This is a genomic window from Catellatospora vulcania, assembly GCF_009720385.1.
In the GTDB taxonomy this organism is placed as follows: Bacteria; Actinomycetota; Actinomycetes; order Mycobacteriales; family Micromonosporaceae; genus Catellatospora; species Catellatospora vulcania.
This window is the reverse complement of record NZ_WARX01000014.1, coordinates 1-24823: the sequence shown is the minus strand read 5'-3', so window position 1 is coordinate 24823 and position 24823 is coordinate 1. Positions and strand designations below refer to the sequence as shown.

Genomic DNA, 24823 nt, shown 5'->3' with positions numbered 1-24823 from the left:
GCAGGTGTCGCGAGCACGGATTCCTGTGTATTGAGTACGGTACCGGGACGGTTGTGACCGATGCGAGCCTTTCCCCAAGATCGGGCAGATCGCGTCTTGATCAGGCGACGCTGTGCCGGATGAAATCGGCGCATTCGCGCTCCAGCGCCGCCCACTCCACGCCCAGCACCTCCTGCGCCGCCGCCTCGACCGTCAGGTTGTCGTGGACCACCCGGTGGAAGAACTCGACCAGTAGCGGCTCGCCGAACCGCTCGGCCACATGTGCCATGGCGAGCGCGGACATGCCGTACCGGGCGGAGACCATCCAGCCGTCGGTCGACTCCGGCGGCTCGGCGGACTCCACGTCGCCGTCCCAGCCGGTCTCCACGAGCCGCCGGATGGCGGGCAGCCGGATGTACTCGCGCACCGGCGCGCCGTCCATCAGCGCGTAATCGGCCAGGCCCTCGTGCAGCCACCACTGGGTATCGGGGTTCTTGAACGGCCCGACCAGCGAGGACGCATGGGTCAGCTCGTGCCGCAGCACCCCGCCGAGCACCTCCGGCGTGATGTTGACGTCGTACAGCATCAGCTCCCAGCGCTCGGTGCTCACCTGCACCGCGATGCCGGAGACGGTGTTGCCGGGGTTCCAGGTGAACCAGCGCTGCCACTCGGCCCGGCCCGCGTAGTAGACGACGTACCGCGAGGGGGCCGCACCGGCGCGGGCGAACCGGTCGGCGACCAGGGCGGCCTTTTCGGCCTCGGCCAGCAGCGTCGGCAGCTCGCCCGCGAACTGCGGCGTGGTGGCGACCACGGTGCGCTCGCCGGCGTCGGCCACCAGCTCCGACACCTGCCACGGGTGCGGGGACGGCCGGGTGGCGACCGGCAGCCACTCGACCAGCCAGGCCCGCCCGGCCCGGATCCGCCACCGGGTCTGCGCCTGCGCGCCGGCCGTCGCGCAGGTCGGCGTCACGAAGCAGGGAGTGCCGTGCAGCTCGGTCGACCACAGATCGCCGTCCTCGGCGCCCACCGGCACCGGGTTGCTCGGCGCGTCGGACCACCCGGCCACCCGCATCGCGCGCAGCGAGCGGAACTGCCTGCGCATCCCGTCCAGCACCGGCTTGGCCTCGGGGTCGATCACCGAAAGGTAGGCCGCCTCATCGCCGGCCAGCAGCGCCCGGTGCTGCTCGGTCAGCGCCGCCCCGATCCGGTCCTTGACCTTGTCCTTGAACCACGGGAACGTCACCACGGCCAGGCCGCCCGCCACGAGGCAGACCACCACCAGCACGACGGCGACCAGCACGACCAGCCGCCAGCGCCGCCGGGGCCGCGGCGGCGGCCCGACCTGCGGCCAGGCCACCTGGTAGCCGCCCGGCACGCCGGACGCGGGATACGCCGGATACCCGCCGGGTACTCCGGACACCGGATAGCCGGGCTGCGCGGCGGCCGGATAACCGCCGGGCACGGCGGAGGCCGGGTAGCCCGCCGGGGCTGCCGACACCGGGTGGCCGCCGGGCAGCGCGGACGTGGGCCAGGGACCGGGTGCGGCGGAGACAGGGTGCCCGCCGGGTGCGCCGGCGGGCAGCGCGGACGTGGGCCAGGGGCCGGGTGCAGCGGAGACGGGGTGCCCGGCGGGCGGGGGTCCGGCGGGTGGCGGTCCGCTCGGCGGCATCGGCGTGGGCGGTGGCACGAAGGTGGTGTCCGCCGCCTGCCGCGCGTAGCCCGCCGGAGGCAGGGTGGGCGGCTCGGTCCGAGTGCCCGGCAGCCCCGCCAGCGGGGCCGTGGGCGGCTCGACCGGCGACGGCGCGTACCCGGCCAAGGGTGCCGTGGGCTGCTCGTCGTCGGGCGGGGCTGCGGAGTACGCGGCGGCGATCACCGCGGCCGGGGTGGGGTCCTCATCGTCGAGCGGCAGGAGGTCGGGGGCGCTCTGCGCCCAGGGGTCCACGGCCCCCGTGCCGGTCTCGTCGGGCGAGCGTCGATCGGCAGGCGGGGGCCAACCGGCGGAAGGGGTCTCGTCCTCGGGGGGCACGGACGTGGAGGCTACCAACGGGTTGCGGCCACGGGTAGGGCTCGCGGCCGTCGAATCCGGTATGAGCGGCATGGGCGATACAGGCGCTCCGCCCGTTTCACTGCTGTTCGACGGCCCGTCCGCCCAGCCGCGCCCGCGGCCGGACGGTCACTTCTTCGAGATCAGCGCCCGGCCGAAGAAGGCGAGGTTGGCGGGGCGCTCGGCGAGGCGGCGCATCAGGTAGCCGTACCACTCGGTGCCGTAGGGCACGTAGACGCGTACGGTGTGCCCGGCCCTGGCCAGGCGGGTCTGCTCCTCGGGGCGGATGCCGTAGAGCATCTGGAACTCGAACTCGTCGGGCGCGCGGTCGAACCAGCGGGCCCGGTCCTGCGCGATCGCGATCAGGCGCGGGTCGTGGGTGGCCAGCATCGGGTAGCCCTCGCCCGCCATCAGGATGTTCATGCATCGCACGTACGACTTGTCCACCTCGAGCGGGGCCTGGTAGGCCACGTGCTCGGGCTCCTTGTACGCCCCCTTGCACAGCCGCACCCGGGACCCGGCGGTGGCCAGCTCCCGGCAGTCGCCCTCGGTCCGGCGCAGGTACGCCTGCAGCACCGCCCCGGTGTCCGGGTGGTCGCGGCGCAGCCGGGACAGGATGTCCAAAGTCGAGTCGGTGGTGGTGTGGTCCTCCATGTCCAGGGTGACCGTGGTGCCCAGGGCCGCGGCGGCCTCGCAGATCTCGCGGGCGTTCTTCTCCGCGAGCTGCTCGTCGAAGGCCTGGCCGAGCGCGGACAGCTTCAGGCTGACCTCGGCGGTGGCCACGGTGACCTGGCCGCCGCCTTCCTTCGGCGCGGTCAGCCCGGCCTGGCCGAGGGCGGCCAGCAGCTCCAGGTACGCCTCCTTGGTGGCGTTGGCCTGGTCCGCGGTGAGGGTGTCCTCGCCCAGGTTGTCCAGGGTGATGCAGAGTCCGGCGTCCGCGAGCTGCCTGGTGGTGGCGAGCGCCTCACCGGTTCCGGAGCCGGCGACGAAGCGCCTGACGACGTCGCGGCTGATCGGGGCGGTCTCTACGAGCCGTTCCACCTTCTGGGATCGGGCGGCGGCGAGGATCACGGAGCGAAGCATGAGGGCAGCGTAACCCGCCTGTGCCGGAGTACTCACGGGACTCCTGCCCGCTGTATACAAGAACACGCCTCGATATCTCGGTGAACGGAGGGTTGTATGCGTCGGCTACAAACTTCAGCTGTGAACTCCAACCCGCTCCGCTCCCCCGCCGTGATCATCGGTGGGGTCGTGCTGCTCGTCGCCGGCCTGGCCTGTGCCCTGGACGACGATGACGACGACTGCTGGGGTCAGCCCGACCCGCAGCAGACCGTCTTCGCGGCCGGAAGCTCCGGCATCCGGCTGGCTGAACCCCCGGCCCCGACCGAGGCCCTGCCCGACTCGGGCGGCTTCGGCACCCACCTCGCCTCCTGCGGCGGCTGATCGCACGTGCAGCGGCATCAGGTCGAACCCCGCCCGGACTGGCGCGAGACGGTCCGGGCGCAGGGCATGCTCTACGCCGACACCAAGCTCGACGACGGCGCCACCACCCCGTACTGGGACGAGTCGGCCTGCTACTCGTTCAGCCTGGACGAGGTGCTGCGCCTGGAGGACGCGACCGAGGAGCTGCACCGGATGTCGCTGGCGGCCGCAAAGCACGTCGTCGAGCAGGACCGGTGGGCCGAGTTCGGCATCCCGGCCTGGGCCGTGCCCGAGGTGCGCCGGGTGTGGCGGGAGCAGCCGCCGACCCTGTACGGCCGCTTCGACCTCTGGTACGACGGCAGCGGCCCGCCGAAGATGCTGGAGTACAACGCCGACACGCCGACCTCGCTGTTCGAGGCGTCGATCATCCAGTGGTTCTGGCTCACCGACACCCGGCCGGACCTGGACCAGTGGAACAGCCTGCACGAGCGCCTGATCGCCACCTGGCGCAAGCTGGGCCCGCAGTTCGCCGCGGGCCCGGTGCACTTCGCGTGGTCGAACCTGGAAGAGACGTTCGAGGACCTGATGACGGTCGGCTACCTGGCCGACACCGCGCACCAGGCGGGGCTGGACGTGCGGGTCACCCCGATGCTCGACATCGCCTGGGACGGGCGGCGCTTCCGGGACAGCGGCGGCGACCCGATCAACACGATCTTCAAGCTGTACCCGTGGGAGTGGATGGTCGCCGAGCCGTACGGGCGGCTCGCGCTGGAGCCGGGCACCCCGACCACCTGGATCGAGCCGGCGTGGAAGCTGCTGCTGTCGAACAAGGCGCTGCTGGCCGTGCTCTGGGAGCTGTACCCCGATCACGAGCTGCTGCTGCCGGCATACCTGGACGGCCCGCGGGACCTGGCCGAGTACGTGGCCAAGCCGCTGCTGGGCCGCGAGGGCGCCAATGTGCGGATCGTCACTGCGGCGGGTGAGCAGGTCACCGACGGTATCTACGACACCGGTGGCACGTGTTTCCAGGAGTTCCGTGCGCTGCCGTCGTTCGAGGGCAACCACGTGGTGCTGGGGTCCTGGATCCTCGACGGCGAGTCGGCGGGTCTGGGACTACGCGAGAGCACCAGCCTGATCACCGACGGTCACGCGCGCTTCATACCCCACTATGTTGACACCCCACGCACGCCGTAGTTGCACTACCTTTGTCGGGTGAACTTCGATGCGTACGCCCGAACGGCTGTTGATCTTGTCAACGCGCCGCTGGACGACCTGAGCCAGCTCCGCGCTGTCCTGCCGGGGCCGGACTGGATGTGCGAGGACGCCACCGAACGCGACCTGCAGGTGTTCCGCAAGGCACAACGGCGGTTGCGCGAGGTGTTCGAGCACGGTGCCCACGGCCGCGAACGCGAGGCCGTCGAAGAGCTCAACTCGCTGCTCGAAGCGCATCCCGTGCATCCCCGCATCTCCGGCCACGAGTCCGGGAACTGGCACATCCACGTCACCAGCCGCGGCTCCGCGGTCAGCGCCGAGTACCTCGCCGGCGCCGTCTGGGGCCTGTCGGTGTGGCTCTGCGAGTACGGCAGCGCCCGCTTCGGCGTCTGCGCCGACGACCGCTGCGGCAACGTCTACCTCGACACCTCGTCCAACAACTGCCGCCGCTTCTGCTCCGAGCGCTGTGCCACCCGCTCGCACGTGGCGGCCCACCGCGCCCGCAAGAAGGCCGCGGTCACGGAGCTCGCCGCCCATTCAAAAGCCCAGCTCAAGCCGGCTGTCCCGCAGCAGGGGAGCTTGACTTCGGTCGGCTGAACCGCGCGAACCACCGCGGGCCGCTCCCCTTCGGGAGCGGCCCGCGCCACATCAAAAGCAAGGAAGGGCAGCTTCTTATCGGTTTTCGTAGAGGAAGGGCACCTTCCAAACCGCCGGAGGCGGATGGCTAGGAGCGCGTGTTGGCGACGCCTGCTGCCAGGTGCGTGCGCGCGAACGCCAGCGCCTCGGCGAGGTCGGCCTCCCGGGCCGCGCGGCTGCCGGCCTTGCGGGTCGCCACCTCCATCGCCACCGAGCCGGTGAACCCGCGCTGCTCCAGCCCCGCCAGCAGGCTCGCGCACGGCTGCGTGCCGCGACCGGGCACCAGGTGCTCGTCCCGGCCCTCGCCGGTGCCGTCGCCCAGGTGCACGTGCGCCAGCCCGGCGCCCATCGTGTCGGCCATCTCCAGGGCGTCGGAGCGCGACGCCGCGCAGTGCGACAGGTCCAGGGTGTAGGAGTCGTAGCCGGCCTCGGTCGGATCCCAGCCCGGGTGGTACGGCACGACCTGGCGCTTACCCATCCGCACCGGGTACATGTTCTCCACCGCGATGCGCACCCCGGTGTGCCGGTGCGCCAGCTTGCCCACCGTGTCGGCGAACCCGCGGGCGTAGTCGCGCTGCCAGCTGAACGGCGGGTGCACCACGACCGTGGGCGCGCTCAGCGTGTCGGCGAGGATCACCGCACGGCGCAGCCGCTCCTTCGGGTCGCTGCTCCACACCCGCTGGGTGACCAGCAGGCAGGGCGCGTGGATCGACAGCACGGGTACGCCGTAGTGCTGGGACAGCCCGCGCAGCGCGCCGGCGTCCTGGCTCACCGCATCGGTCCACACCATGACCTCGACACCGTCGTAGCCCAGGGACGCCGCCAGCTCGAAAGCTGCGGCGGTGGGCTCGGGAAAAACGGACGAGCTGGACAGGAGCACGGGAACGGACACGTTGTCCAGAGTAGCCCCGGTCAACCCGCCGAGAGCTGATCCAGGCGCGTCAGGATGACGCCTTCGCGCAGTGCCCAGGGGCAGATGCGCAGCTCGTCGACGCCCAGCCGGCGCATTGCGGCCTCCGCCACAACCGCCCCGGCGAGCAGCTGGTGGGCCCGGCTGGCGCTGACTCCGTCCAGTTCGGCCAGACCCGCCGAGGGGATCCGCTGGATGAAGCCGCGCACCTGGTGCAGTCCCTGCAGGGTGAGCGCGCGCGGCGCCCACAGGCCGTCGCCGCTGGGGGCTGCGCCGGCCAGCCGGGCCAGCGACCGGAACGTCTTGGAGGTCGCCGCCGCGATCTCCCAGCCCTTCAGCCCGTCCAGCTCCCGGTGCATGAGCTGCTCATCCACGTAGGACTGGAGCGCGGCCAGCTCGACCGAGCCGGGCGGGTCGGCCTTGAGCCAGCGCCGGGTCAGCCGGCCCGCGCCCAGCGGCAGCGACACCGCCACCGTGGGCTCCTCGTCGATGCCCGCCGCGATCTCCAGCGAGCCGCCGCCGATGTCGAGCACCAGCAGCCGGCCCGCCGACCAGCCGAACCACCGGCGTACCGCGAGGAAGGTCATCCGGGCCTCGTCCTCGCCGGAGAGCACCCGCAGCTCGACGCCGGTCTCCTCGTACACCCGGCGCAGCACCTGGGCCGAGTTGGTGGCGTCGCGGACCGCCGAGGTCGCGAACGCCATCAGCTCCTCCGCGCCCTGCTGCTCGGCCGCGGTCTTGGCCTGCTCGCACGCCTTCACCAGTGCGTCCGCCCCGGCGATGGTCAGCTCACCGGCCTCGCCGAGCTGCTCAGCCAGGCGCAGCCGCTCCTTCTGGGAATGGGCCGGCCACGGATGGGCACCACGGTGCGCATCGACCACCAGGAGATGAACTGTATTGGATCCGACATCGAGGACACCAAGCCGCATGCGCCTACGTTATCGGTGCCCGACACCGCCGTAGGCTGGGATCGTGGACCATGAGGGCGAGACTTCGCTGGACTTCCCGCGGGAGTGGATCGAGTTCGCCGACCCGGCGGATCCGGCCCACCTCATCCGCGCCGACCTGACCTGGCTGCTGTCGCGCTGGACCTGCGTGTTCGGCAGCGCCTGCCGGGGCATCATCGCCGGCCGCGAGGAGGAGGGCTGCTGCTCGCACGGCGCCTTCTTCACCGACGCCGACGACGTCAAACGGGTCAAGGCCGCGGTCAAACGCCTGGACAAGACCACCTGGCAGCACCACGTGCGCGGCTTCGACAAGTGGACCGAGCTGGACGAGCTGCACGACGAGAAGCCCGCCCGGCGCACCGCGATCCAGCACGGCCCGGACGGTGAGGAGGGCCCGTGCGTCTTCCTCAACGACGCGGACTTCCCCGGCGGGGGCGGCTGCGCGCTGCACGCCCAGGCACTGCGCGACGGCGTGCACCCGCTGACCTACAAGCCCGACGTGTGCTGGCAGCTGCCGATCCGCCGGGACCAGCAGTGGGTCAAGCGCCCCGACGACACCAAGATCCTGGTATCGGTCATCGGCGAGTTCGACCGGCGCGGCTGGGGCGCCGGCGGCCACGAGCTGCACTGGTGGTGCACCTCGTCGCCGGACGCGCACGTCGGCGCGGAGCCGATGTACGTCAGCTACGGCCCGGAACTCACCGCGCTGGTCGGCGAGCCGGCGTACGCCCGGCTGGCCGAGATGTGCGCCGAGCGTGACAAGCGCGGCCTGGTCGCCGAGCACCCCGCCACGGTCGAGGCGCGCCGGCGCACGCCGCTCAAACTCATTGCCCGCCCGGCTAACCTCGACTCATAGGACTTCGGAGGTACCCATGAGCGACGAGCAGCTCCGCGGGCGGCAGGCCCCCGCCCAGCCCGCGGTCGACGACGAGGAGCGCCTCGCCGCGCTCGACGACCTCGACGAGATCGAGCCCGGCCCGGCCGGCTTCGCCGCCGCCGTCGACGAGATCATCGGCGCGCACACCGACCTGCTCGCCCGGCTCGCCCGGTGAGCGAGGTCTACGTCCCGACGTACGCCGACGTGCTGGCGATCGCCGACCGGCTCGGGGTCGCCGTACGCGACCCGGGGCTGGTCGAGTCGGCGGTGGCCCGCCCGCGCAGCACCGCGTTCGGCGCGGACGCCTACCCGGACCTGTGGACGAAGGCGGCGGCCCTGCTCCAGTCGCTGACCCGCAACCATGCGTTCGTGGACGGCAACAAGCGCATCGGCTGGATCACGGCCACCGCCTTCCTGACCGTCAACGGCGCGGTGAGCCGTCGCCGCCTCGCCGTTCTCGACCAGAACACCGCATACGACCTGGTCATCGCCGTCTGCACCGGCGAACTCCGCGACATCGAAGAAATCGCCCAAGCCCTACGCGCCCTCTTCTGACCCCCGCTCCCCCGCCGCACACCACCCGCCACCGGCGGCCCGTTCGTGCACTTTCGGGGAAACTGCGGTTACCGAGCACCGGATTCCCGCAGTTTCCCCGAAAGTGCGGGACCTACATCGGGCCGTCGACCGGGGGGAGAACGCGCTGGGTGTATCCGCTGGGAACGGTCACCGTCAGGGGGGCGAGCGACTCGGGGGTGCGGGACAGCCAGGTGAAGTCGAGGCGGTTGCGCGCGTCGCCGTCGGGGGTGTGCTTGACCGTCTCGCGGCGGACCGCGCGGTAGCTCGACGCGTCCACCCACAGGTCATCCGAACCGTCCTCGAACACCAGGCGCAGGTGCAGCACGGCCTGGCCGTCGAGCTCCTCGGGGCCGACCAGGGTGTAGCCGTCGCCGCGCTCCAGCGCCGCGCGCAGCTCGTCGGGGGTGCCGCCGGACGGGCCGGTGGGCCGCTTGCCCTCCAGCGGCCGCTCCAGGCGAAGGAAGCTCCGGTCGTGGTGGAACACGTCCGTCATAGTGAGCGTGTCGCCGCGTACCACCTGCCAGAGGTCCCGGTCGACGGCCCCGCCGGGAGCCGCCAGGTAGGTGATGCGCGAGTCGCGTGTCTCCTGGTCGAACCACCACTCGCCGTGCTCGGTAGCGCCCCGGTAGGTGACCGCCGAGATGACGTGCTGCACGTCGTCGGCCGCCAGTGCCGCGACGGCCCGCTCCGACACCATCGCCACGGTCAGCAGCTCCGGCGCGGGCCGCGTGCCCGGGTCGGCCGGCGGCGCGGCCGGTGTGCCGCCCAGCGCCGTCATGGCCACCGCCACCACGGCCGCCAGGCCGAACACGCCCGTGCCGGTCGCCATGCCCGCGGTGCGGCGGCGGTTGCGGCGAGCCGCCCGGTCCAGCAGGTCCGCGCTCGGCGCCAGGTCGGCGGTGTGCTCCCGCATCCCTGCCGCCAGCTCGTCTTCCAGGTTGATGCTCATGATGGTGCTCCGATCCGCAGTGGGGATTCGTCGAGGGCCCAGGCGGCCGTGATCTCGCGCAGCCGGGCCAGGCCGCGCGAGGCGCTGGATTTGACCGTGCCGACCGAGCAGCCGAGCACCGCCGCGGCCTCGGCTTCACTGAGCTGCTCCCAGTAGCGCAGCACCAGCACCGCCCGCTGCCGGGGCGGCAGCTGCGCCAGCGCCTGCACCAGCGCGTGGCGCAGGGCGAGCCGATCCGTGCCGTCCGGGTGGGCCGGCGGCTCGACCGTCGCGACGACCTCGCGCCGCCGCAGCCGTAGCCGCCAGCTGTCCACGGCCAGGTGGTACATGGTCCGGCGCAGGTAGCCCTCGGGGTCGCCGTCGATGCGGCGCCAGGCCCGCATCATCCGCTCCAGGGCCGCCTGGAGCAGGTCCTCTCCGGCGGTGCGCCCGCCGCTGAGCAGTGTCGCCGTGGCCAGCAGGGCCGGGCCGCGTGCCGCGACCAGGTCCGCCAGCCCGGCGTACGCGTCTCGTGACCGCACAGGCTCTCCTCTCGTCGCCCACCAAGGACGACGCAACCCTGCGGAAGGTTGACCCGCCGACACGAAAAACTCCGCCCACGAAAAGCTCCGCCCGTGCCGCGGGACCCGGCACGGGCGGAGCTTCGAGAACACCGCGTGAACGGTCTGGGCCTACGGCTCGAACTTGTAGCCCAGGCCGCGGACGGTGACCAGGTACCGGGGCGTGGACGGCTCCGGCTCGATCTTCGAGCGCAGCCGCTTCACGTGTACGTCCAGGGTCTTGGTGTCGCCGACGTAGTCGGCCCCCCACACCCGGTCGATCAACTGGCCGCGGGTCAGCACCCGGCCCGCGTTGCGCAGCAGCAGCTCCAGCAGCTCGAACTCCTTCAGCGGCAGCTGCACCGGCGCGCCATCGACGGTCACCACGTGCCGCTCCACGTCCATGCGCACCGGCCCGGCGGCCAGCGTGCCGCCCGCCACCTCGACCACGTCGGTGGTCTGCCGGCGCAGCACCGCCCGGATGCGGGCGACCAGCTCGCGCGGGGAGTACGGCTTGGTCACGTAGTCGTCGGCCCCGATCTCCAGGCCGACCACCTTGTCGATCTCGCTGTCCCGCGCGGTGACCATGATGATCGGCACGTGCGAGCGCTGACGCAGCTGGCGGCAGACCTCCGTGCCGGACATCTCCGGCAGCATGAGGTCGAGCAGCACGATGTCCGCGCCGGTGCGGTCGAACTCGGTGAGCGCGGCGGTGCCGGTGGCCGCGACGGACACCTCGAAACCTTCCTTGCGCAGCATGTACGACAGCGCGTCCGAGAACGACTCCTCGTCCTCGACGACCAGTACGCGGGACATCACGCCCACCTTTCGCAGTTGCCAGTCAGCCGGTCTGTGCCGGTCGTGCGGGGTTCGCAGCCGCCGCGGGGGTCGCGTCCTCGGCTGCGAGATTCACGGCGTCGGCCGCTTGGTTCAAGTCTGCCGGGGCGGAGCCGTCGGCCGGGGTCGGGCGCACAGGCGCAGGGGTCTCGACGCCGGGCAGCGGCGACGCATCGATCTCAAAGGAGGCAGGTAGCGGAAGCATCGCCTCCGGGGGGCGGGCAGGTAACCGAAGGGTGAACGTCGAGCCTCCACCCAGTCGGCTGCGCACGTCGACCCGGCCCCCGTGGTTGGTCGCGATGTGCTTGACGATGGCCAGGCCCAGCCCGGTGCCGCCGGTCGCGCGCGAACGCGCCTGGTCGGCCCGGTAGAACCGCTCGAACACCCGATCAAGATCACCCGGACTGATGCCGATGCCCTGGTCGGACACGCTGATGTCGACCCGGTCGCCCTCGGCCAGCGCACTGACCACGACCGCCGAATGCTCGTGTGAGTACGCCACCGCGTTCTCGACCAGGTTGCCCAGCGCCGTGGCGAACTGGTTGTCGTTGCCGTACACGGTCAGCCCGCGGGTGCCGACCACCACCAGCTCGATCTGCTTGGCGGCGGCGTTGGTGCGGGCGCGGTCCAGCGCCTCGGCCACCACCCCGTCGACCATGACCGGCTCGGGGTCGGGCAACCGCTCAGCCCCCTGCAGCCGGGACAGCTCCAGCAGCTCCGACACCAGCCGGCCGAGCCGCGTGCTCTCCCGCTGGATCCGCTCCGCGAACCGCCGGCTCGCCGCCACGTCCTCGGCCGCCTGCGCCGCCGCGGCCTCCGGGTCGGCCGACTCCTCCGAGGCCGGCTCGGTGGCGTCCAGCAGCGCCTCCGACAGCAGTTGCAGCGCGCCGATCGGGGTCTTCAGCTCGTGGCTCACGTTCGCCACGAAGTCCCGGCGCACCCGCTCCACCCGGTGCGCGTCGGTGACGTCGGCCGCCTCCACGCACACCAGGCCGCCGCCCACCGCCACCGCGCGCAGGTGCACGCCCAGCGGCTGCGACTCGCCCAGCTCGCGGCCCCGCGGCAGGTCCAGCTCCACCTCGCGCGGCACGCCCGTGTGGCGCACCTGCCCGGCGAGCGTACGCAGGATCGGGTGGGCGGCGATCGTGCCCGGCACGGCGCTGGCCCGCAGCATGCCCATGGCCCGCGCCGACCGGTTGACCAGCACGACCTGGTCGGTGCCGTCGAGCAGCACCACCCCGACCCGCAGCGCGTCCATGCTCTTGCGGCCCAGCCCGGCCAGCGGATCACCGACCGGCGGCGCACCCAGCCCCGAGGGCCCCAGCGTGTTCACGGCGCCCGCCGCGCGCCGGTGCGCCAGCCAGCGGGCCAGCAGCAGGCCCGCGGTGAGGCCCAGCACGATGCCGACCGCGATGGCCAGCATGAGCGTGCCGCCGTCCAAGGGCGCTGCCAGTACCTTCACGTTGCGATCGTAGGTCAGATCATTCGAACAACGTTCTCGTACAAACCATCTGTAACCTGGCCATATACGGCATTGGTTGCACAGTGTTCACCGTCGCGCCCATTGCCGTTCACCGGCGTTCACCTTCCGGCCGTGCACGCCGCCTAACCTGGGGCGGACTTGACCCCCATCGTTACTGGAAGTGATCAATGCGCGAGGAGTTCCGTGCCGACCTGCTCGAGGTCGGCCGCCTGCTGGTCTCCATGGCCGAGGCGGTCCGCACCGCGATGAGCGCGGCAACCACCGCCCTGCTCAGCGCCGACAAGGAGGGCGCCGAGCGCGTCGTCGCCCGCGACGAGGAGATCAACGCCCTGTTCCGCGCCGTCGAGGAGAAGGTGCTCCGGCTGCTCGCGCAGCAGGCCCCCGTCGCCTCCGACCTGCGCATGGTGATCACGTCCCTGCACATCGGCACCGACCTGGAGCGCATGGGCGACCTGGCCGAGCACGTGGCCAAGTCGGCGCTGCGGCGCCACCCGGCGGTCTGCGTGCCCGCCGAGCTCGCCGGGGTCTTCGGCCAGATGGCCAACATCGCGGACCGCATCGCCGGGAAGATCACGCTGGTGCTCGCGTCCCGCGACATCGAACGCGCCGCCGAACTGGAGCGCGACGACGACGCCATGGACGAGCTGGAGAAGGCGCTGTTCGAGAAGCTGCTCAACTCCGAGTGGACCCACGGCGTCGAAGCCGCTGTGGACGCCGCCCTGCTGGCCCGCTTCTACGAGCGCTACGCCGACCACGCCGTCAACGCCGGCCGCCACGTCATCTACCTGGTAACCGGCGAATCCTGACCCACCGGTGCGGTGCCGCGCACGGCCCGACGCCCCGTTCTTTCATAGACGTTGGCCTATCTGAATGACTTCGATCGCGAAAATGTCATCCAGATAGGCCGACGTTTATGTCTGGGAGTGGGCCGGACCACCCCGGACGCGGTCACGTTCAGGGCCGTCGATGGCGGGCGCGTGTCGCGAGCATGCGCGCCACCTCCGAGCGGACCGCGTCGGGCTCGCGCATGAGCCGCGCACCGGTGTACCGCACCACGGTGTAACCGAGGGCCGTCAACGCCGCATCCCTGCGCAGGTCTCGTTCGCGGTCCTGCCGTGACGAGTGGTACGCGACCCCGTCCAGCTCTATGTTCAGCCCCGTGTCCTCGTCGAGGAGATCAAGAGCGACCGTCCGCTCACCCAGCCGCGGGCAGCATGAACGTGCGAGGCAGCGGACGGACCACCTGCCCGTTCCGGACGGCGTACTCGACGCCGTTGCGGTCGAGCCGTCCGCCTGACTCGACCTGGGACCTACTGGCCACGCCGTCGCCCGCCGCCAGCACCTCACGAAGCGCCGCACGCATCCCGGCAGGCTCCACGACAACCGGCCCGACCTCCACCGGCACGTCACACCCTGTGGACGACACGCCGACCCATCCACAGGGACCGTCGCGCGATACATAAACGTCGGCCTATCTGGATGACATTTTCGCGATCGAAGTCATCCAGATAGGCCGACGTTTATGTCAAGACGGGGCGGGCAACGCGCGCCCCGCCCCCGAAGGCTGCTACTTCAGCGTGGCGCCGGTCAGGCCGGATTGGACCTGGCGGTGGAAGATGAGGTAGACGGCGAGGATGGGGAGCATGGCCAGGGTCATGCCGGCGAACAGGCGGGCGAAGTCCGTCTCGTACCGAGCGTTCGTAGCCAGTTCCAGCAGCCCCTGGGTCAGCAGCCGCTTGTCCTCGTCCTTCATGATCACCGTGGGCAGGATGAACTGGTTCCACTGCCCGATCACGTTGAAGATCCCGATGCCGATCAACCCAGGCTTCGCCATAGGCATCATCACCTGGAAGAACAACCGCACATGCCCGGCCCCGTCCACCGAAGCCGCTTCGGCGATCGACGTCGGCAGCGTACGGAAGAACGCGTGCAGGAAGAACACGGTGAACGGCAGCGAGTAAGCCACATACACCAGGATCAACCCGAGGTGGGTGCTCAGCCCGATGACCTCGCCGAGCCCGAGCGCGTTCGCGACGTTGTCGACGGTCAGGTAGAGCGGCAGGATGCCCAGGTAGATCGGCATCGTGAGCCCGGCGACGAACATCCAGTACACGGCCCGGTTGCCCCGGAACGGGTAGCGGGCCAGCACGTACGCCGCCATGGAGCCGAGCAGCATCGTCAGCCCGACGCCGCCGATGAGCACGAGCACGGTGTTGAAGAAGAACTCGCCGATGTGGCCCTTGGTCCAGGCGCGGCCGAAGGCTCCCCAGAGCCACTGGTCGGGCAGGCCCAGCGGGTCGTTGATGATCTCGGTGTCGGTCTTGAACGACTGGATGACGGCCCAGAGCAGCGGGATGGTGACCAGGGCGCCCCAGATGAACAGGAAGCCGTGGGAGAAGGCGTTGAAGACGCGGCCGGTGTCGGCGGTCATCTTCGGGGCGGGCTTGGCGGGCGCCGGGGCCGGTGCGGGCTCGGGCGTCGCGGGCGCTGTGGTGGTCGCGAGGTTGGACATGGCGTTGCCCCTCAGAACTCGATCTTGTCGCGGCTGCGGGTGAGCCGCAGCTGCGCCGCGGCGAAGAGCAGCGTCAGGATGGCGATGGAGACGCCCATGGCACAGGCGAACGCGAACGAGTCGAACCGGGCGGGCCGGAACGCGTTCGACATCATGTACGAGCTCATGACCTGGCTGGCGTCGTTGGGTCCGCCGCCGCCGGGGCCGGGCGTCATGCCGACGACCAGGGCGTAGAAGTCGAGGGCGGCAATGCCGAGGTAGACCCAGGCGACCGAGACGTGCTCCCGCAGCAGCGGCAGGGTGACCCGGAAGAACGTCTGCACGCGGGTGGCGCCGTCGAGCGTCGCGGCCTCGAAGATGTCCTTGGGGATCGACTGCATCGCGGCCGAGAAGAGGATGAGGTAGAAGCCGACGCCGCCCCAGATCGCGATGAGGATCAGGCAGACCAGGACGACGGGCGCCTCGAAGGTGAAGTCGCCGATGTGGATCGGCGGGAAGACGGAGTCGGACTCGGCGAGGAACAGCAGCGGCTTGTCTTTTTCGACGAGGCCGAGCTTCATCAGCAGCGAGTTGATCATGCCGCCGTCGTTGCTCTGGAACACCCGGCGCCAGATGACGGCGACGATGGCGATGGAGAGCACCTGCGGGAAGAAGAAGATGAACTTGTACACCGACGAGCCGCGCACGCCGCGCACTCCGGCCTTGTCGCCGCGTCCGCCGACGTTGAGCATGAAGGCGAAGAACAGCGCGAGCAGGATGGTGACGACCGGGTAGACCGTCAGCACCACGACGTTGTGGCCGAGCGCCCGCAGGAACACCTCGTCGGAGAAGAGCTCCACGTAGTTGCCGAATCCGACGTACGCGTAGTCCGGGCTGAAGCCGGAGAAGTCGGTGACGGAGTAGTACGCCGTCTGCCCGTACGGGTAGAGGACGTACACCGCGTACAGAACGATCGGGGCGAAGAGGAACCCTGTGATGAAACGGGCTCTGCCGAACGACATGGTCGGAAGTCCTTTGCTGGCCACGACAGGAGGGGATTGGGCGGGGCCGGTGGTCCGGCCCCGCCCGTTCGCGATCAGGAAGCCTTCTGCTTCACGATCTTGTCGTCCTTGGCCACCTCGTCGGCGGCCTTCTGCACGGCGGCCTGGAAGGCGGCGGCGCTGCTCTTGCCGGCGGCCAGGTCGGTCGCGGCCGCGAAGACCGCGTTCTGCAGCGGGACGTACCAGCCGGCGTAGCGCCAGTTGATGACCTCGGGCGCCGCGGCGGCGACCTTGGAGGCCGACGACAGGGCGCTGGAGATGGTGAGGCCGTCGGCCGCACCCTTCACCACGGGCAGCGACTTGGTCAGCTCGGCGAACTTGCGAGCCTGCTCCTTGCCCAGCATCATGCGCAGGAACTCCTGGCCACCGGCCGGGTTCTTGGCCTTGGTGGGGACGATGAAGCCCTCACCGGGAGCCGCGTGCACGGTGCCGTACTTGGTCTTGTCCGAGGCGGACAGGTCCCACGGCGGCGCGACGGCCAGCTTGACCGACGCCGGCAGGGTCTTGGCCATCTCGCCCTCGAGCCAGGAGCCGCACCAGATGAACAGCGCCTTGCCGTCGAGCACGGCCTGCTGCGTGGTGGTGTGGTCCAGGCCGGACGCGCCTGCCTGGATCCAGCCCTTGCTGGCCATCTCGGCGATGCGCTCGGCGGCGACCTTGACCGCGTCCTGCTTCCACGCGTCGGGCTCGAGGTTGTCGATCTTGAGGATCGCCTCCTTGCCGCCGACCTTGTAGATCCACTCAGTGATCACGTTGTGGATGTACCAGGGGTGGATGCCCTGGAAGGTGTAGGCGGCGATGCCCTTCTTCTTGGCAGCCTCGGCCAGGGTGGCGAACTCGTCCCAGGTCTTGGGGACAGTCCAGCCCTCCTTGGCGAACAGCGCCTCGTCGTACCAGTGGCCGTAGATCGAGTAGGCGTAGTTCAGCGTGTACATCTTGCCGTTGAACGTGCCCTCCTCGACCACGCCGGCGACCAGGGTGTCGCGCACCTTGACGGCCGGGTCGTCGTAGCTCGGCGCGTCCAGCAGCGCGGTCAGGTCGACCAGCTGGCCGCCCTGCACGACCGGGCCCACCGGGATGGTCTCCGGCGAGGAGTTGTTCAGCACGTCCGGCGGGTTGCCGCCGTAGAAGCGCGGCTGGTAGTCGGTGAGGATGGTCTTCGAGAACTTCAGCTCGACCTTGCTGCCCGGCCACTTGGCCTCGTAGGCCGCCACGTCGAACTTGGCGTAGTCCTCGCCGAAGCCGCCGTTGAAGAACGCGACCTCCAGCGGCTGCTTGTCACCGACGCCGAACGGGTTGGCCGTGGTCTTCTCGGCGGTGGTGCCACCCTCGCCGTCCTCGCTGGCGCACGCGGCCAGGGCGCTGATGGCGGGGGCGGCGAGCAGACCGACGGCAGCGGCCCGGCGCAACACGGTGCGGCGGTTCAGCTCCGACGGGCTGTCGGGGGTTACGGTCATGACAATCTCCTCGTACGAGATATCGCGGCGCGTCGGGCCCATCCGGCGCGTCGCTGCACTTCGATCTGGTGTTGCGCTTCCCCGGGGGGACCGGGAAACGTCACGCCGCGGGGCGTGACCAGATGCCGCAGCGGTGCGTCGCTTGACGTCGCCGCGTCTACCGGCACTAATGCGCCGGAGTCTGTGGAACGGCCGAGGGCCGTGAGGGTGGACATCGCTCACACCACCTCCCGGAGGCGGTGGCCGGCGACCGCTTGCGCGGTGCGCTGGAACGCCGCGTGCGCACGCTCGTGGGTGCGCTGCGCGACGGCGATGTACAGCAGGTCGAGCACGACCAGCTGCGGGTGGCGGGCCGATAGCGAATCCGGCCGGAACGTGGTGGCCTGCGTCGCCGTGGTGAGCACGACATCGGCGACGTCGGCCAGCGGCGAGCGAGGGAAGCTGGTGAGCGCGACCGTGGTCGCGCCGCGGCTGCCGGCCTCGGCGACCATCTCGATGGTCTCCCGGGTCTGGCCGGAGTGCGAGATGCCCAGAGCCACGTCGCCGGCGCTGAGCAGCGCCGCGCTGGCGAGTCCGTTGTGCACGTCGGGCCAGGACCAGGCGGCGATGCCGATGCGGTGCAGCGAGAACTGCATCTCGGCGCCGACCAGGGCGGAGCCGGAGGCCCCGTAGATGTCGACGCGCTCGGCCGCGGCGATGGCGTCGGCGGCGCGCTCGACCTCGACCAGGTCGGTCATCGCGGCGGTGTCCTGCATGGCCCGGGTGTCGGCGGCCATGATCTGGCCGAGCACGCGCTCCAGCGGGTCGCCCGGCTCGATCTCGCGGCCGATGTCGGCGAGCCAGCCCGCCGAGCGGGCGGCCCGGCCGGTCTCCCCGGCGATCGCGAGCCGGAGGTCGGCGTACCCCTCGAAGCCGACCGCCCGGCAGAACCGGGTGATGGTGGCGGGCGAGGTGTGCGAGCGCTCGGCGAGCTCGACGATGGTGGCCCGGGAGGCGCCCGAGGGATCGGTGAGCACCTGCTCGGCGACGCGGCGCAGGGCTCCGGTGAACTCCGGGAGTTTGGCGCGCAAACGGGCGAGCACGCTGTCCGTGCCTGCCGTCGGGTACGCGCCTCGTTCCACGTTCGTCAACCTCTTTTAGGAAGGAGTGTTAACTGTATGTGGAAAGAATTCTTACTTAATTTGGCGCTGTGTCAACAGTCACGTCGGCCGTTTTCAAACCGTTACTTTGCGACATCCTTCGATGGGATGAGGCACCCATCAGCTATTCGGTGGAGTCGATGTCACCCGATTATCATGACACTGCGGCTCACGCCGACGGCGCGCCGCGTTCCCTTGCCGATCAGGCGAAAGCGGGCTCGACCGTCGCTTGTGGGGTGATTTCCGCAGCGCGGATCGACGCGGCCCGTGCCTCGCGCCGGCGGGCCGTCCACAGGTGGCCCGCCGCGCCCAGCAGACCCAGCGCGCCGCACGCGAGCCAGTGCCACGGGCCCAGGTGCTGCAGGCTCCAGCCGCCCACCGACGGCGCGACGAACCCGGCCGCCGGGAACACCAGGAAGAAGACGCCCTGGTAGCGACCGCGCAATGCGGTCGGGGCAAGCTCCGCGATGATCGAGGCGTTCGGCGGCGCGGCCAGCATCTGGCCCACCGTCCACACCGCCGCCGCGGCCACGTACACCCACAGCCGGTCGGCCAGGAACACCGTGCTGTACCCGACCGCGAGCAGCGCGAACGCCGCCGCCAGCACGACCGCGTGCCGGCGTGCGCCGATCAGCCGCGGCACGAAGAGCTGCCCCACCACGATCATCGCCCCGCCCAGCGAGACGACCAGCCCGTACGCGGACGGGCGCAGCCCGTCGCCCTCCATCGCCAGCTGCAGGATCGACTGCCCCTGCACGGTTAGCAGGGCCAGCACGAAGGTCAGCCCGACGAAGGTCAGGAACACCCGGTCCCGCAGCACGACGGCCAGCCCGACCCGGTCCCCGGAGCGGTCCGCAGCCCGCATCCGGCGCAGCGCGAACCACCGCGTCACGCCGCCCGCCGGCTCCGTGACCGCCGAGCCGTCCGCGGCGGCCACCGGATTCGCGATCGCGGGCCCTCGCCGCTGCAAGGTCTCCGGCACCAGCCGCCAGACCAGCAGCGCGGTCACCGCGGTCATGCCCGCGTCGATGAGGAACAGAGCGAGGAAGCTGAACTCGGCGATCACACCGGCCAGTGCGGCGGCGATCGCGCTGCCCATGTTGAACGCCCAGAACTGCAGGTTGAAGGCGCGCGAGCGGTCGGCCTCGGGCAGCACGTCGACGATGGCGGCGACGACGGCCGGGCCGGGCAGCGAGTGCGCCAGGCCGACGGCGGCGGCCAGCACCGCGATGAGCCAGACCGGCCGGGCCAGGCCGAGCCCGACCATCAGCGCCGCGGCCGTGCTGGTGCCCGCGAGGTACGTCGCCTTGCGCCCCCAGCGGTCGGCCAGCACCCCGCCGAGCAGGGTGCCGCCGGCCCCACCGGCCCCGTACGCGCCGACGACCAGCCCCGCGATCGCGACCGAAGCCCCGCGCGCCGTGGTCAGGTAGATCGGCAGCAGCAGCATGCCGAACGCGCCCACCCGGTTGACGAGCATCGCCGAGAAGAGCATCCAGAAGGTACGCGGCAGCCCCGCCACCGACTCCCTGACGAACCGCATACCCGTCCTCACACCGCTTGCAGTGCCTGTGCCCGCCGCTCGCGGGCCGGGCCCGACCAGAGCTGACCGGCCGCCGCGACGATAGCGATCACGCCGCAGCCCAGCCACAGCGCCTCGTCCCCGAGGTGCTGCTGCACGTACCCGCCCAGCACGGGTGCGGCGAATCCGGCCACCGACCAGGACAGCGACATCACTCCCTGGTAACGACCGCGCATGGCGGCCGGGGACAGCGCCGCGGTCAGCGTCGAGTTCGACGGGGAGTTCAGCATCTCGCCGACCGTCCAGATCAGCACGGTCAGCGCGTAGAACCCGGCCGAGTCGGCGAACGCGGTCAGCCCGAAGCCCAGCCCGATGATCAGCGCCGCCACGGCCAGCACCCGCGAGCGGTCGTACGACTTGATCAGTTTGGGGATGAACAGCTGCCCGGCCACGATGAGCACCCCGTTGAGCGCGATGACCAGGCCGTACTGCTGCGCCGGGATGCCGTCGCCGGTCATCGCGATGGGCAGCGTGGACAGGTGCTGCATGAAGACGAACGAGATCAGCACGTTCACCCCGACGAAGGTCAGGAAGACCCGGTCGCGCAGCACCACGCCGATGCCGGTCCGCTCCAGCGGCGCATGCGGCGCGGCGGCGGGCCGCTCCCGGTGCGGCTCGCGCACCTTGAGCAGGATGAACAGGAACGGCGCGAGTGCCGTCGCGGCGTCCACCAGGAAGATCAGCTTCGGATCGGCCGCGGCGGCCAGCCCGGCCAGTGCGGCGGCGACGGCGAAGCCCACGTTGACGGCCCAGTAGTTGAGCGTGAAGGCGCGCAACCGGTCCTTCGCCGGCACCACGTCCACCATCAGCGCCTGGAACGCGGGCCGCGAGGCCTCGCCGACCAGCCCGAACAGGAACGTCAGCGGCGCGATCATCCAGAAGCCCTGGGCGAAGGCCAGCGACACCAGCAGCACCACGCCGCCCAAGTGCGCGACGAGCAGGGTGATCCGGCGGCCCACCCGGTCGGCGGCCACGCCGCCCGCCATGGTGCCGATCGCGCCGCCCGCCGCCCACAGGCCCAGCACCAGCCCGGCCTGCGTCGGGGTGAAGCCCTGCACCCGGGTCAGGTAGATCGTCAGGTAGACGATGACGAAGCCGCCGGCCCGGTTGATCAGCGACCCGGTCCACAGGTACCAGTACGTCGCGGGCAGCCCGCCCACGGTCTCGGCGAACCAGCGCCGCACCCTGCCACCCGGCGCAGGGTCGGCGGCGTCGGCTCCGCCAGCGGACCCCGCCGAGTCGGGTCCGGCAGCGGACCCGACCAGGACTGTCTCGGCTCGGCTTGCCGCCACCGGCCCGGTCCCGGCCGGGCGCGGTGTCGTGTCACGCGGCGACGGGGGCAAGGTCAGCTCCTTCCCCGACGGCCGGCTTGGGCTCGGCCAGCAGGCGGGCGCGGCGCTCGCGGACCGGGCCGCTGAACAGCTGGCCCGCCGCGACGGCGACGCCCAGCAGCGCCAGCACCAGCCACAGCGTCATCGGCGGCGCGTGGTCGAGCAGCATCCCGCCGAACACCGGCGCGAAGAAGTTCGCCGCGGTGAAGCCCATCGAGGCGACGCCCTGGTAGCGGCCGCGCATGGCGGGCTGGGACAGGTCGGCGATGAGGGTGCCGTTGACGGGTGCGTTGAGCATCTCGCCCGCGGTCCACACCACGACGGTCAGCATCAGCATGGGCACCGTGCCCGCGATCGCGGTCGCGCCCATGCCGAGCCCGACCAGCAGCGCCGACACCGCCAGCACCCGGCTGCGGTTGCGCCCCGCCAGCAGCTTCGGCACGAACAGCTGGAACGCCACGATCATGACGCCGTTGACCGCGATCACGGTGCCGTAGTCGGCGGCGTCGAGGCCGCGCTGATGCATCGCGATCGGGATCAGCTTGCAGGACTCGATGATGATCCACAGACCGAGGTTGAGCAGCACGAACGTCATGAACACCCGGTCGCGCAGCACGGTGCGGATGCTGCCCTCGACCGGCGCCCGGTGCGGGACGGCCGCGCCCGGCGTCACGGCCCGGACCGGCTGGGTCTCCGGCACCCGCCAGAACACGATCGCCGCCATGGTCAGCTGGGCGGCCGCGTTGAGCAGGAACACGGTCAGGTGCGGGGTGCGCGAGAGCACGCCGGCCAGCACCGCGGCGAACGAGAAGCCCAGGTTGATGGCCCAGTAGTTGAGGTTCATGCCGCGCATGCGCTTGGTCGGCCCGAGCACGTCGACCATGGTCGCGGAGAAGGCCGGGCGGCCCAGCCCGTTCCAGAAGCCGTACACGGCGGCGAGCAGCGCGACCGCGACCGGCTGGAACACGAAGCCGAGCACCACCGCGGTCGCGGCGAGCGCGAGGTTGGACACCAGCAGCGTCGAGCGCCGCCCCCAGCGGTCGGCCAGCACACCGCCGACCAGCGAGCCGAGTGCCATGCCACCGCCGAACAGCCCGAGCACGAGCCCGGCGAACGTGGCGGAGAAGCCGTACTCGACCACCATGTGGATCTCGAGGTACAGCATGACGAAGGCGCCGGTGCGGTTGATCAACGTGCCGGTCCACAGATACCAGAAGATCTTCGGCAGTCCGCCCGCCGTCTGCGCCAACCAGCCCCGCAACACGCACCCCTGTAATGCTCGTAAACCATCTGGTGCCTTACAACCTAGGGTGCGGGCACGACGGAAGTCACCTCGAATTTCACGTGGTGGTCGTCACGTGGGGCTGGTCACAGGCACTTGACGGCCATCGGGAAAGATGGGCCGCATGGTTGGAACACTGGTGCTGCTGCGGCACGGCTACAGCGAATGGAACGCCAAGAACCTCTTCACCGGCTGGGTCGACGTCGACCTGAACGCCCAGGGCGAGGCGGAGGCGCGCCGCGGCGGCGAGCTGCTCAAGGAAAACGCACTGCTGCCCGACGTGGTGCACACCAGCGTGCTGCGGCGCGCGATCCGCACGTCCGAGATCGCGCTCGGCGCCGCGGACCGGTCCTGGATCCCGGTGGCGCGCAGCTGGCGGCTCAACGAGCGCCACTACGGCGCGCTGCAGGGCAAGGACAAGAAGCAGACCCTCGACACGTACGGCGAGGAGCAGTTCATGCTCTGGCGCCGCTCGTACGACACCCCGCCCCCGCCGATCGCCGACGACGACGAGTTCTCGCAGGTGGGCGACGCGCGTTACGCACTGCTGCCGGACGAGCTGAAGCCGCGCACGGAGTGCCTGAAGGACGTCGTGGCCCGGATGCTGCCGTACTGGTACGACGCGATCATCCCGGACCTGCGCACGGGCCGCACGGTGCTCGTGGTCGCCCACGGCAACTCCCTGCGCGCCCTGGTCAAGCACCTGGACGGCATCTCCGACGAGGCGATCGCCGCCCTGAACATCCCGACGGGCATCCCGCTGCGCTACGACCTCGACGAGAACCTGCGTCCGATCACCCCCGGCGGCACCTACCTCGACCCCGCCGCGGCCGCCGAAGCCGCCGCCGCCGTCGCCAACCAGGGCCGCTGACCCCGTCCCACCCACCCCACCCTGCGGCAACTCTTAAAGACTCGCGCTCTCAGGACACGGCTGAAGGCGCGACTCTTCAAGAGTCGCGCCAGGTGGGTGGGGCGGTCGGGCGGGTGGGCGGGGCTGGATATGCCGGTGGCCGGCGGCGACGCTCACCCCCGTTAGCGTCGCCGGCCGGCCGACCGGTCTCAGGTGGCGGCCGTCCCCCAACGGCGTGGTGCCACCCATCCCCCGGCGCATCCGCTCGGCGCCACAACCGATAAATGATCGGCTGGGCCATCCCCCGGGTTTCATCGAGCGATGCGCTTGAGAGAGACGCTACGCCGCTGGTCAAGTGGCCGTCCAGTCATTTGCGAATCTCATTCGTCACAGTTGGTGACCACAATCTCTACGGTACGCTACCGTCTCCCAGCTTCTTGATCAACTCGATCCGGGTGCGCACCCCGAGCTTGCGATAGATGCTGGCCAGGTGGGTTTCCACGGTGCGCTCGCCGAGCACCAGAGCGGTCGCGATCTCCTTGGCGGGTGCGCCGCGCAGGGCCCACGCCAGCACCTCCCGCTCGCGCGCGGTCAGCCCGCCCGGCCCCGCGTCCGGGCCGGACCAGCCCCGCAGCGCCCGGTCGGCCGCCTCAGCCGCGGCCGGGTCGACGAGCTGCCCGGCAGCCAGCGACCGATCCGCCGCCACCGGATCCGGTCGGCCGCGCAGGGCTGCCAGCTCGGCCGCGGCCCGCAACGCGTACCAGCGCACCAGCGCCGTGGGGCGGCCCTCGCCGAGCGCCGCCGTCTGGGCCAGCAGCGCCGCGGCACGGGCCCGGTCGCCGCGCCGGACCGCGTCGGCCGCCGCCAGGTCGTAGGCCCTGGCCTGCAGCTCGGCGTCGCCCAGCGCGGCGGCTTCGCGTACCACCTGGTCCAGCGGGCCGTCCACGGCCAGCAGCGCCTCCGCCACCGCGCGCGGGTCTCCACCGGCGCGGGCCAGATCCAGCGCCCGCTCGGCCAGCTCGGCCCGGCCCAGCTCGTCGGCCAGGCGGGCCATGAGCCGCGCCGCCGCGGAGTACTGCTCCGGCGGCAGACCCGCGTCAGGCAGCGCCGCGCACGCGTCCCGCAGCGCGGCCGCCCCGGCCAGCGCGCCTGCGCTCGGGCGCGGCCCCAGCCCCAGCGCCGCCACAGCGATCAGGCCGATGTCGCCGGCGCGCAGGCCCAG

At 71.3% G+C, this 24823-nt stretch carries 25 protein-coding genes and 1 pseudogene; 8 read left to right on the top strand and 18 right to left on the bottom strand.

Annotated elements, in window-relative coordinates; all coding sequences use genetic code 11:
- Positions 1-100: 100 nt before the first annotated feature.
- A complete protein-coding gene (locus F6W97_RS30235) occupies positions 101-2005 on the bottom strand; it encodes a hypothetical protein (protein WP_155373984.1) in 1905 nt (634 codons plus the stop codon).
- A gap of 147 nt (positions 2006-2152) precedes the next feature.
- On the bottom strand, positions 2153-3106 hold the full coding sequence (locus tag F6W97_RS30230; RefSeq protein ID WP_155373983.1) for a proline dehydrogenase family protein: 954 nt from the start codon (positions 3104-3106) through the stop codon (positions 2153-2155).
- 120 nt (positions 3107-3226) lie between these two features.
- On the opposite strand from F6W97_RS30230, the gene F6W97_RS30225 reads away from it, so the two are divergent.
- From F6W97_RS30225 to F6W97_RS30215, 3 genes are read left to right on the top strand one after another with little or no spacing between them, the layout of a single operon-like run.
- Positions 3227-3466, top strand: coding sequence for a hypothetical protein (locus tag F6W97_RS30225; RefSeq protein ID WP_230687110.1), 240 nt, complete (start codon positions 3227-3229; stop codon positions 3464-3466).
- A 6-nt stretch (positions 3467-3472) separates the two neighbouring features.
- On the top strand, positions 3473-4639 hold the full coding sequence (locus F6W97_RS30220) for a glutathionylspermidine synthase family protein (protein ID WP_155373982.1): 1167 nt from the start codon (positions 3473-3475) through the stop codon (positions 4637-4639).
- 18 nt (positions 4640-4657) lie between these two features.
- Complete coding sequence (locus tag F6W97_RS30215; protein WP_155373981.1) at positions 4658-5254, top strand: CGNR zinc finger domain-containing protein; 597 nt, start codon at positions 4658-4660, stop codon at positions 5252-5254.
- Between the two features lie 127 nt (positions 5255-5381).
- Here F6W97_RS30215 and F6W97_RS30210 read toward each other — a convergent pair whose 3' ends face one another.
- Entirely contained in the window at positions 5382-6185 is an 804-nt protein-coding gene (locus F6W97_RS30210) for a sugar phosphate isomerase/epimerase family protein (protein WP_230687109.1), read from the bottom strand.
- Positions 6186-6205: 20 nt separating this feature from the next.
- Positions 6206-7132, bottom strand: a complete 927-nt coding sequence (locus F6W97_RS30205; RefSeq protein WP_155373979.1) for a Ppx/GppA phosphatase family protein — start codon at positions 7130-7132, stop codon at positions 6206-6208.
- 43 nt (positions 7133-7175) lie between these two features.
- Here F6W97_RS30205 and F6W97_RS30200 point away from each other — a divergent pair, with 43 nt between their 5' ends.
- Genes F6W97_RS30200 through F6W97_RS30190 form a run of 3 tightly spaced genes read left to right on the top strand, consistent with a single transcriptional unit; the run spans position 7176 to position 8582 of the window.
- The gene (locus F6W97_RS30200; protein WP_155373978.1) at positions 7176-8006 is read left to right on the top strand and encodes a hypothetical protein; all 831 of its coding nucleotides are present in this window, start codon (positions 7176-7178) and stop codon (positions 8004-8006) included.
- Between the two features lie 16 nt (positions 8007-8022).
- A complete protein-coding gene (locus tag F6W97_RS30195; protein WP_155373977.1) occupies positions 8023-8202 on the top strand; it encodes a hypothetical protein in 180 nt (59 codons plus the stop codon).
- Positions 8199-8582 (top strand): type II toxin-antitoxin system death-on-curing family toxin, encoded by a 384-nt coding sequence (locus F6W97_RS30190; protein WP_155373976.1) that lies wholly within the window; start codon positions 8199-8201, stop codon positions 8580-8582. Before F6W97_RS30195 ends, F6W97_RS30190 begins: the two co-directional genes overlap by 4 nt.
- A 112-nt stretch (positions 8583-8694) precedes the next feature.
- Here the strand turns inward: F6W97_RS30190 and F6W97_RS30185 are convergent, their stop codons facing one another.
- The 4 genes and pseudogenes from F6W97_RS30185 to F6W97_RS30170 all read right to left on the bottom strand — a co-directional run.
- A complete protein-coding gene (locus F6W97_RS30185) occupies positions 8695-9552 on the bottom strand; it encodes a hypothetical protein (protein WP_155373975.1) in 858 nt (285 codons plus the stop codon).
- A complete protein-coding gene (locus F6W97_RS30180; RefSeq protein WP_230687108.1) occupies positions 9549-10073 on the bottom strand; it encodes a SigE family RNA polymerase sigma factor in 525 nt (174 codons plus the stop codon). The genes F6W97_RS30185 and F6W97_RS30180 overlap by 4 nt, the downstream gene beginning before the upstream one ends.
- A gap of 150 nt (positions 10074-10223) precedes the next feature.
- Complete coding sequence (locus F6W97_RS30175) at positions 10224-10907, bottom strand: response regulator transcription factor (RefSeq protein WP_120317276.1); 684 nt, start codon at positions 10905-10907, stop codon at positions 10224-10226.
- Positions 10908-11091: 184 nt separating this feature from the next.
- A pseudogene (locus F6W97_RS30170) lies at positions 11092-12351 on the bottom strand (sensor histidine kinase); the annotation flags it as partial.
- 227 nt (positions 12352-12578) lie between these two features.
- On the opposite strand from F6W97_RS30170, the gene phoU reads away from it, so the two are divergent.
- Positions 12579-13217: a phosphate signaling complex protein PhoU gene (gene phoU / locus F6W97_RS30165; protein ID WP_155373974.1), complete on the top strand. Its 639-nt coding sequence runs from the start codon at positions 12579-12581 to the stop codon at positions 13215-13217.
- 148 nt (positions 13218-13365) lie between these two features.
- Here phoU and F6W97_RS41030 read toward each other — a convergent pair whose 3' ends face one another.
- The 9 genes from F6W97_RS41030 to F6W97_RS30125 all read right to left on the bottom strand — a co-directional run bounded on the left by F6W97_RS41030 (position 13366) and on the right by F6W97_RS30125 (position 22730).
- Positions 13366-13614 (bottom strand): endonuclease domain-containing protein, encoded by a 249-nt coding sequence (locus F6W97_RS41030; RefSeq protein WP_269059719.1) that lies wholly within the window; start codon positions 13612-13614, stop codon positions 13366-13368.
- A complete protein-coding gene (locus F6W97_RS41025; protein ID WP_230687147.1) occupies positions 13607-13774 on the bottom strand; it encodes a hypothetical protein in 168 nt (55 codons plus the stop codon). Before F6W97_RS41025 ends, F6W97_RS41030 begins: the two co-directional genes overlap by 8 nt.
- 204 nt (positions 13775-13978) lie before the next feature.
- Positions 13979-14923, bottom strand: coding sequence for a carbohydrate ABC transporter permease (locus tag F6W97_RS30155; protein ID WP_155373972.1), 945 nt, complete (start codon positions 14921-14923; stop codon positions 13979-13981).
- An 11-nt stretch (positions 14924-14934) separates the two neighbouring features.
- Positions 14935-15924, bottom strand: a complete 990-nt coding sequence (locus F6W97_RS30150; RefSeq protein ID WP_155373971.1) for a carbohydrate ABC transporter permease — start codon at positions 15922-15924, stop codon at positions 14935-14937.
- Positions 15925-15998: 74 nt separating this feature from the next.
- A complete protein-coding gene (gene ngcE, locus F6W97_RS30145) occupies positions 15999-17420 on the bottom strand; it encodes an N-acetylglucosamine/diacetylchitobiose ABC transporter substrate-binding protein (RefSeq protein ID WP_196279396.1) in 1422 nt (473 codons plus the stop codon).
- A gap of 218 nt (positions 17421-17638) precedes the next feature.
- Positions 17639-18541 carry a MurR/RpiR family transcriptional regulator gene (locus F6W97_RS30140; protein WP_155373969.1) on the bottom strand — a complete coding sequence of 301 codons (903 nt, stop codon included), beginning with the start codon at positions 18539-18541 and terminating at the stop codon, positions 17639-17641.
- Positions 18542-18761: 220 nt separating this feature from the next.
- Positions 18762-20099, bottom strand: coding sequence for an MFS transporter (locus tag F6W97_RS30135; RefSeq protein ID WP_230687107.1), 1338 nt, complete (start codon positions 20097-20099; stop codon positions 18762-18764).
- Positions 20100-20107: 8 nt separating this feature from the next.
- Positions 20108-21322 (bottom strand): MDR family MFS transporter, encoded by a 1215-nt coding sequence (locus F6W97_RS30130; RefSeq protein ID WP_155373967.1) that lies wholly within the window; start codon positions 21320-21322, stop codon positions 20108-20110.
- Positions 21323-21461: 139 nt separating this feature from the next.
- Entirely contained in the window at positions 21462-22730 is a 1269-nt protein-coding gene (locus F6W97_RS30125) for an MDR family MFS transporter (RefSeq protein WP_155373966.1), read from the bottom strand.
- 136 nt (positions 22731-22866) lie between these two features.
- Between F6W97_RS30125 and F6W97_RS30120 the strand changes: the two genes are divergently transcribed.
- On the top strand, positions 22867-23622 hold the full coding sequence (locus F6W97_RS30120; protein WP_155373965.1) for a phosphoglyceromutase: 756 nt from the start codon (positions 22867-22869) through the stop codon (positions 23620-23622).
- A 388-nt stretch (positions 23623-24010) separates the two neighbouring features.
- Here F6W97_RS30120 and F6W97_RS30115 read toward each other — a convergent pair.
- The coding region (locus F6W97_RS30115; RefSeq protein ID WP_196279395.1) for a helix-turn-helix transcriptional regulator at positions 24011-24823 on the bottom strand (813 nt) is incomplete at its 5' end.

What these genes read in the sequence shown, in the direction of transcription:
- phoU (WP_155373974.1), top strand. Translation starts at nt 12,579, where the DNA reads ATGCGCGAGGAGTTCCGTGCCGACCTGCTCGAGGTCGGCCGCCTGCTG.
- F6W97_RS30175 (WP_120317276.1), bottom strand. Translation starts at nt 10,907, where the DNA reads ATGTCCCGCGTACTGGTCGTCGAGGACGAGGAGTCGTTCTCGGACGCG.
- F6W97_RS30150 (WP_155373971.1), bottom strand. Translation starts at nt 15,924, where the DNA reads ATGTCGTTCGGCAGAGCCCGTTTCATCACAGGGTTCCTCTTCGCCCCG.
- ngcE (WP_196279396.1), bottom strand. Translation starts at nt 17,420, where the DNA reads ATGACCGTAACCCCCGACAGCCCGTCGGAGCTGAACCGCCGCACCGTG.
- F6W97_RS30185 (WP_155373975.1), bottom strand. Translation starts at nt 9,552, where the DNA reads ATGAGCATCAACCTGGAAGACGAGCTGGCGGCAGGGATGCGGGAGCAC.
- F6W97_RS30205 (WP_155373979.1), bottom strand. Translation starts at nt 7,132, where the DNA reads ATGCGGCTTGGTGTCCTCGATGTCGGATCCAATACAGTTCATCTCCTG.
- F6W97_RS30120 (WP_155373965.1), top strand. Translation starts at nt 22,867, where the DNA reads ATGGGCCGCATGGTTGGAACACTGGTGCTGCTGCGGCACGGCTACAGC.
- F6W97_RS30155 (WP_155373972.1), bottom strand. Translation starts at nt 14,923, where the DNA reads ATGTCCAACCTCGCGACCACCACAGCGCCCGCGACGCCCGAGCCCGCA.
- F6W97_RS30135 (WP_230687107.1), bottom strand. Translation starts at nt 20,099, where the DNA reads ATGCGGTTCGTCAGGGAGTCGGTGGCGGGGCTGCCGCGTACCTTCTGG.
- F6W97_RS30230 (WP_155373983.1), bottom strand. Translation starts at nt 3,106, where the DNA reads ATGCTTCGCTCCGTGATCCTCGCCGCCGCCCGATCCCAGAAGGTGGAA.
- F6W97_RS41025 (WP_230687147.1), bottom strand. Translation starts at nt 13,774, where the DNA reads ATGCGTGCGGCGCTTCGTGAGGTGCTGGCGGCGGGCGACGGCGTGGCC.
- F6W97_RS30195 (WP_155373977.1), top strand. Translation starts at nt 8,023, where the DNA reads ATGAGCGACGAGCAGCTCCGCGGGCGGCAGGCCCCCGCCCAGCCCGCG.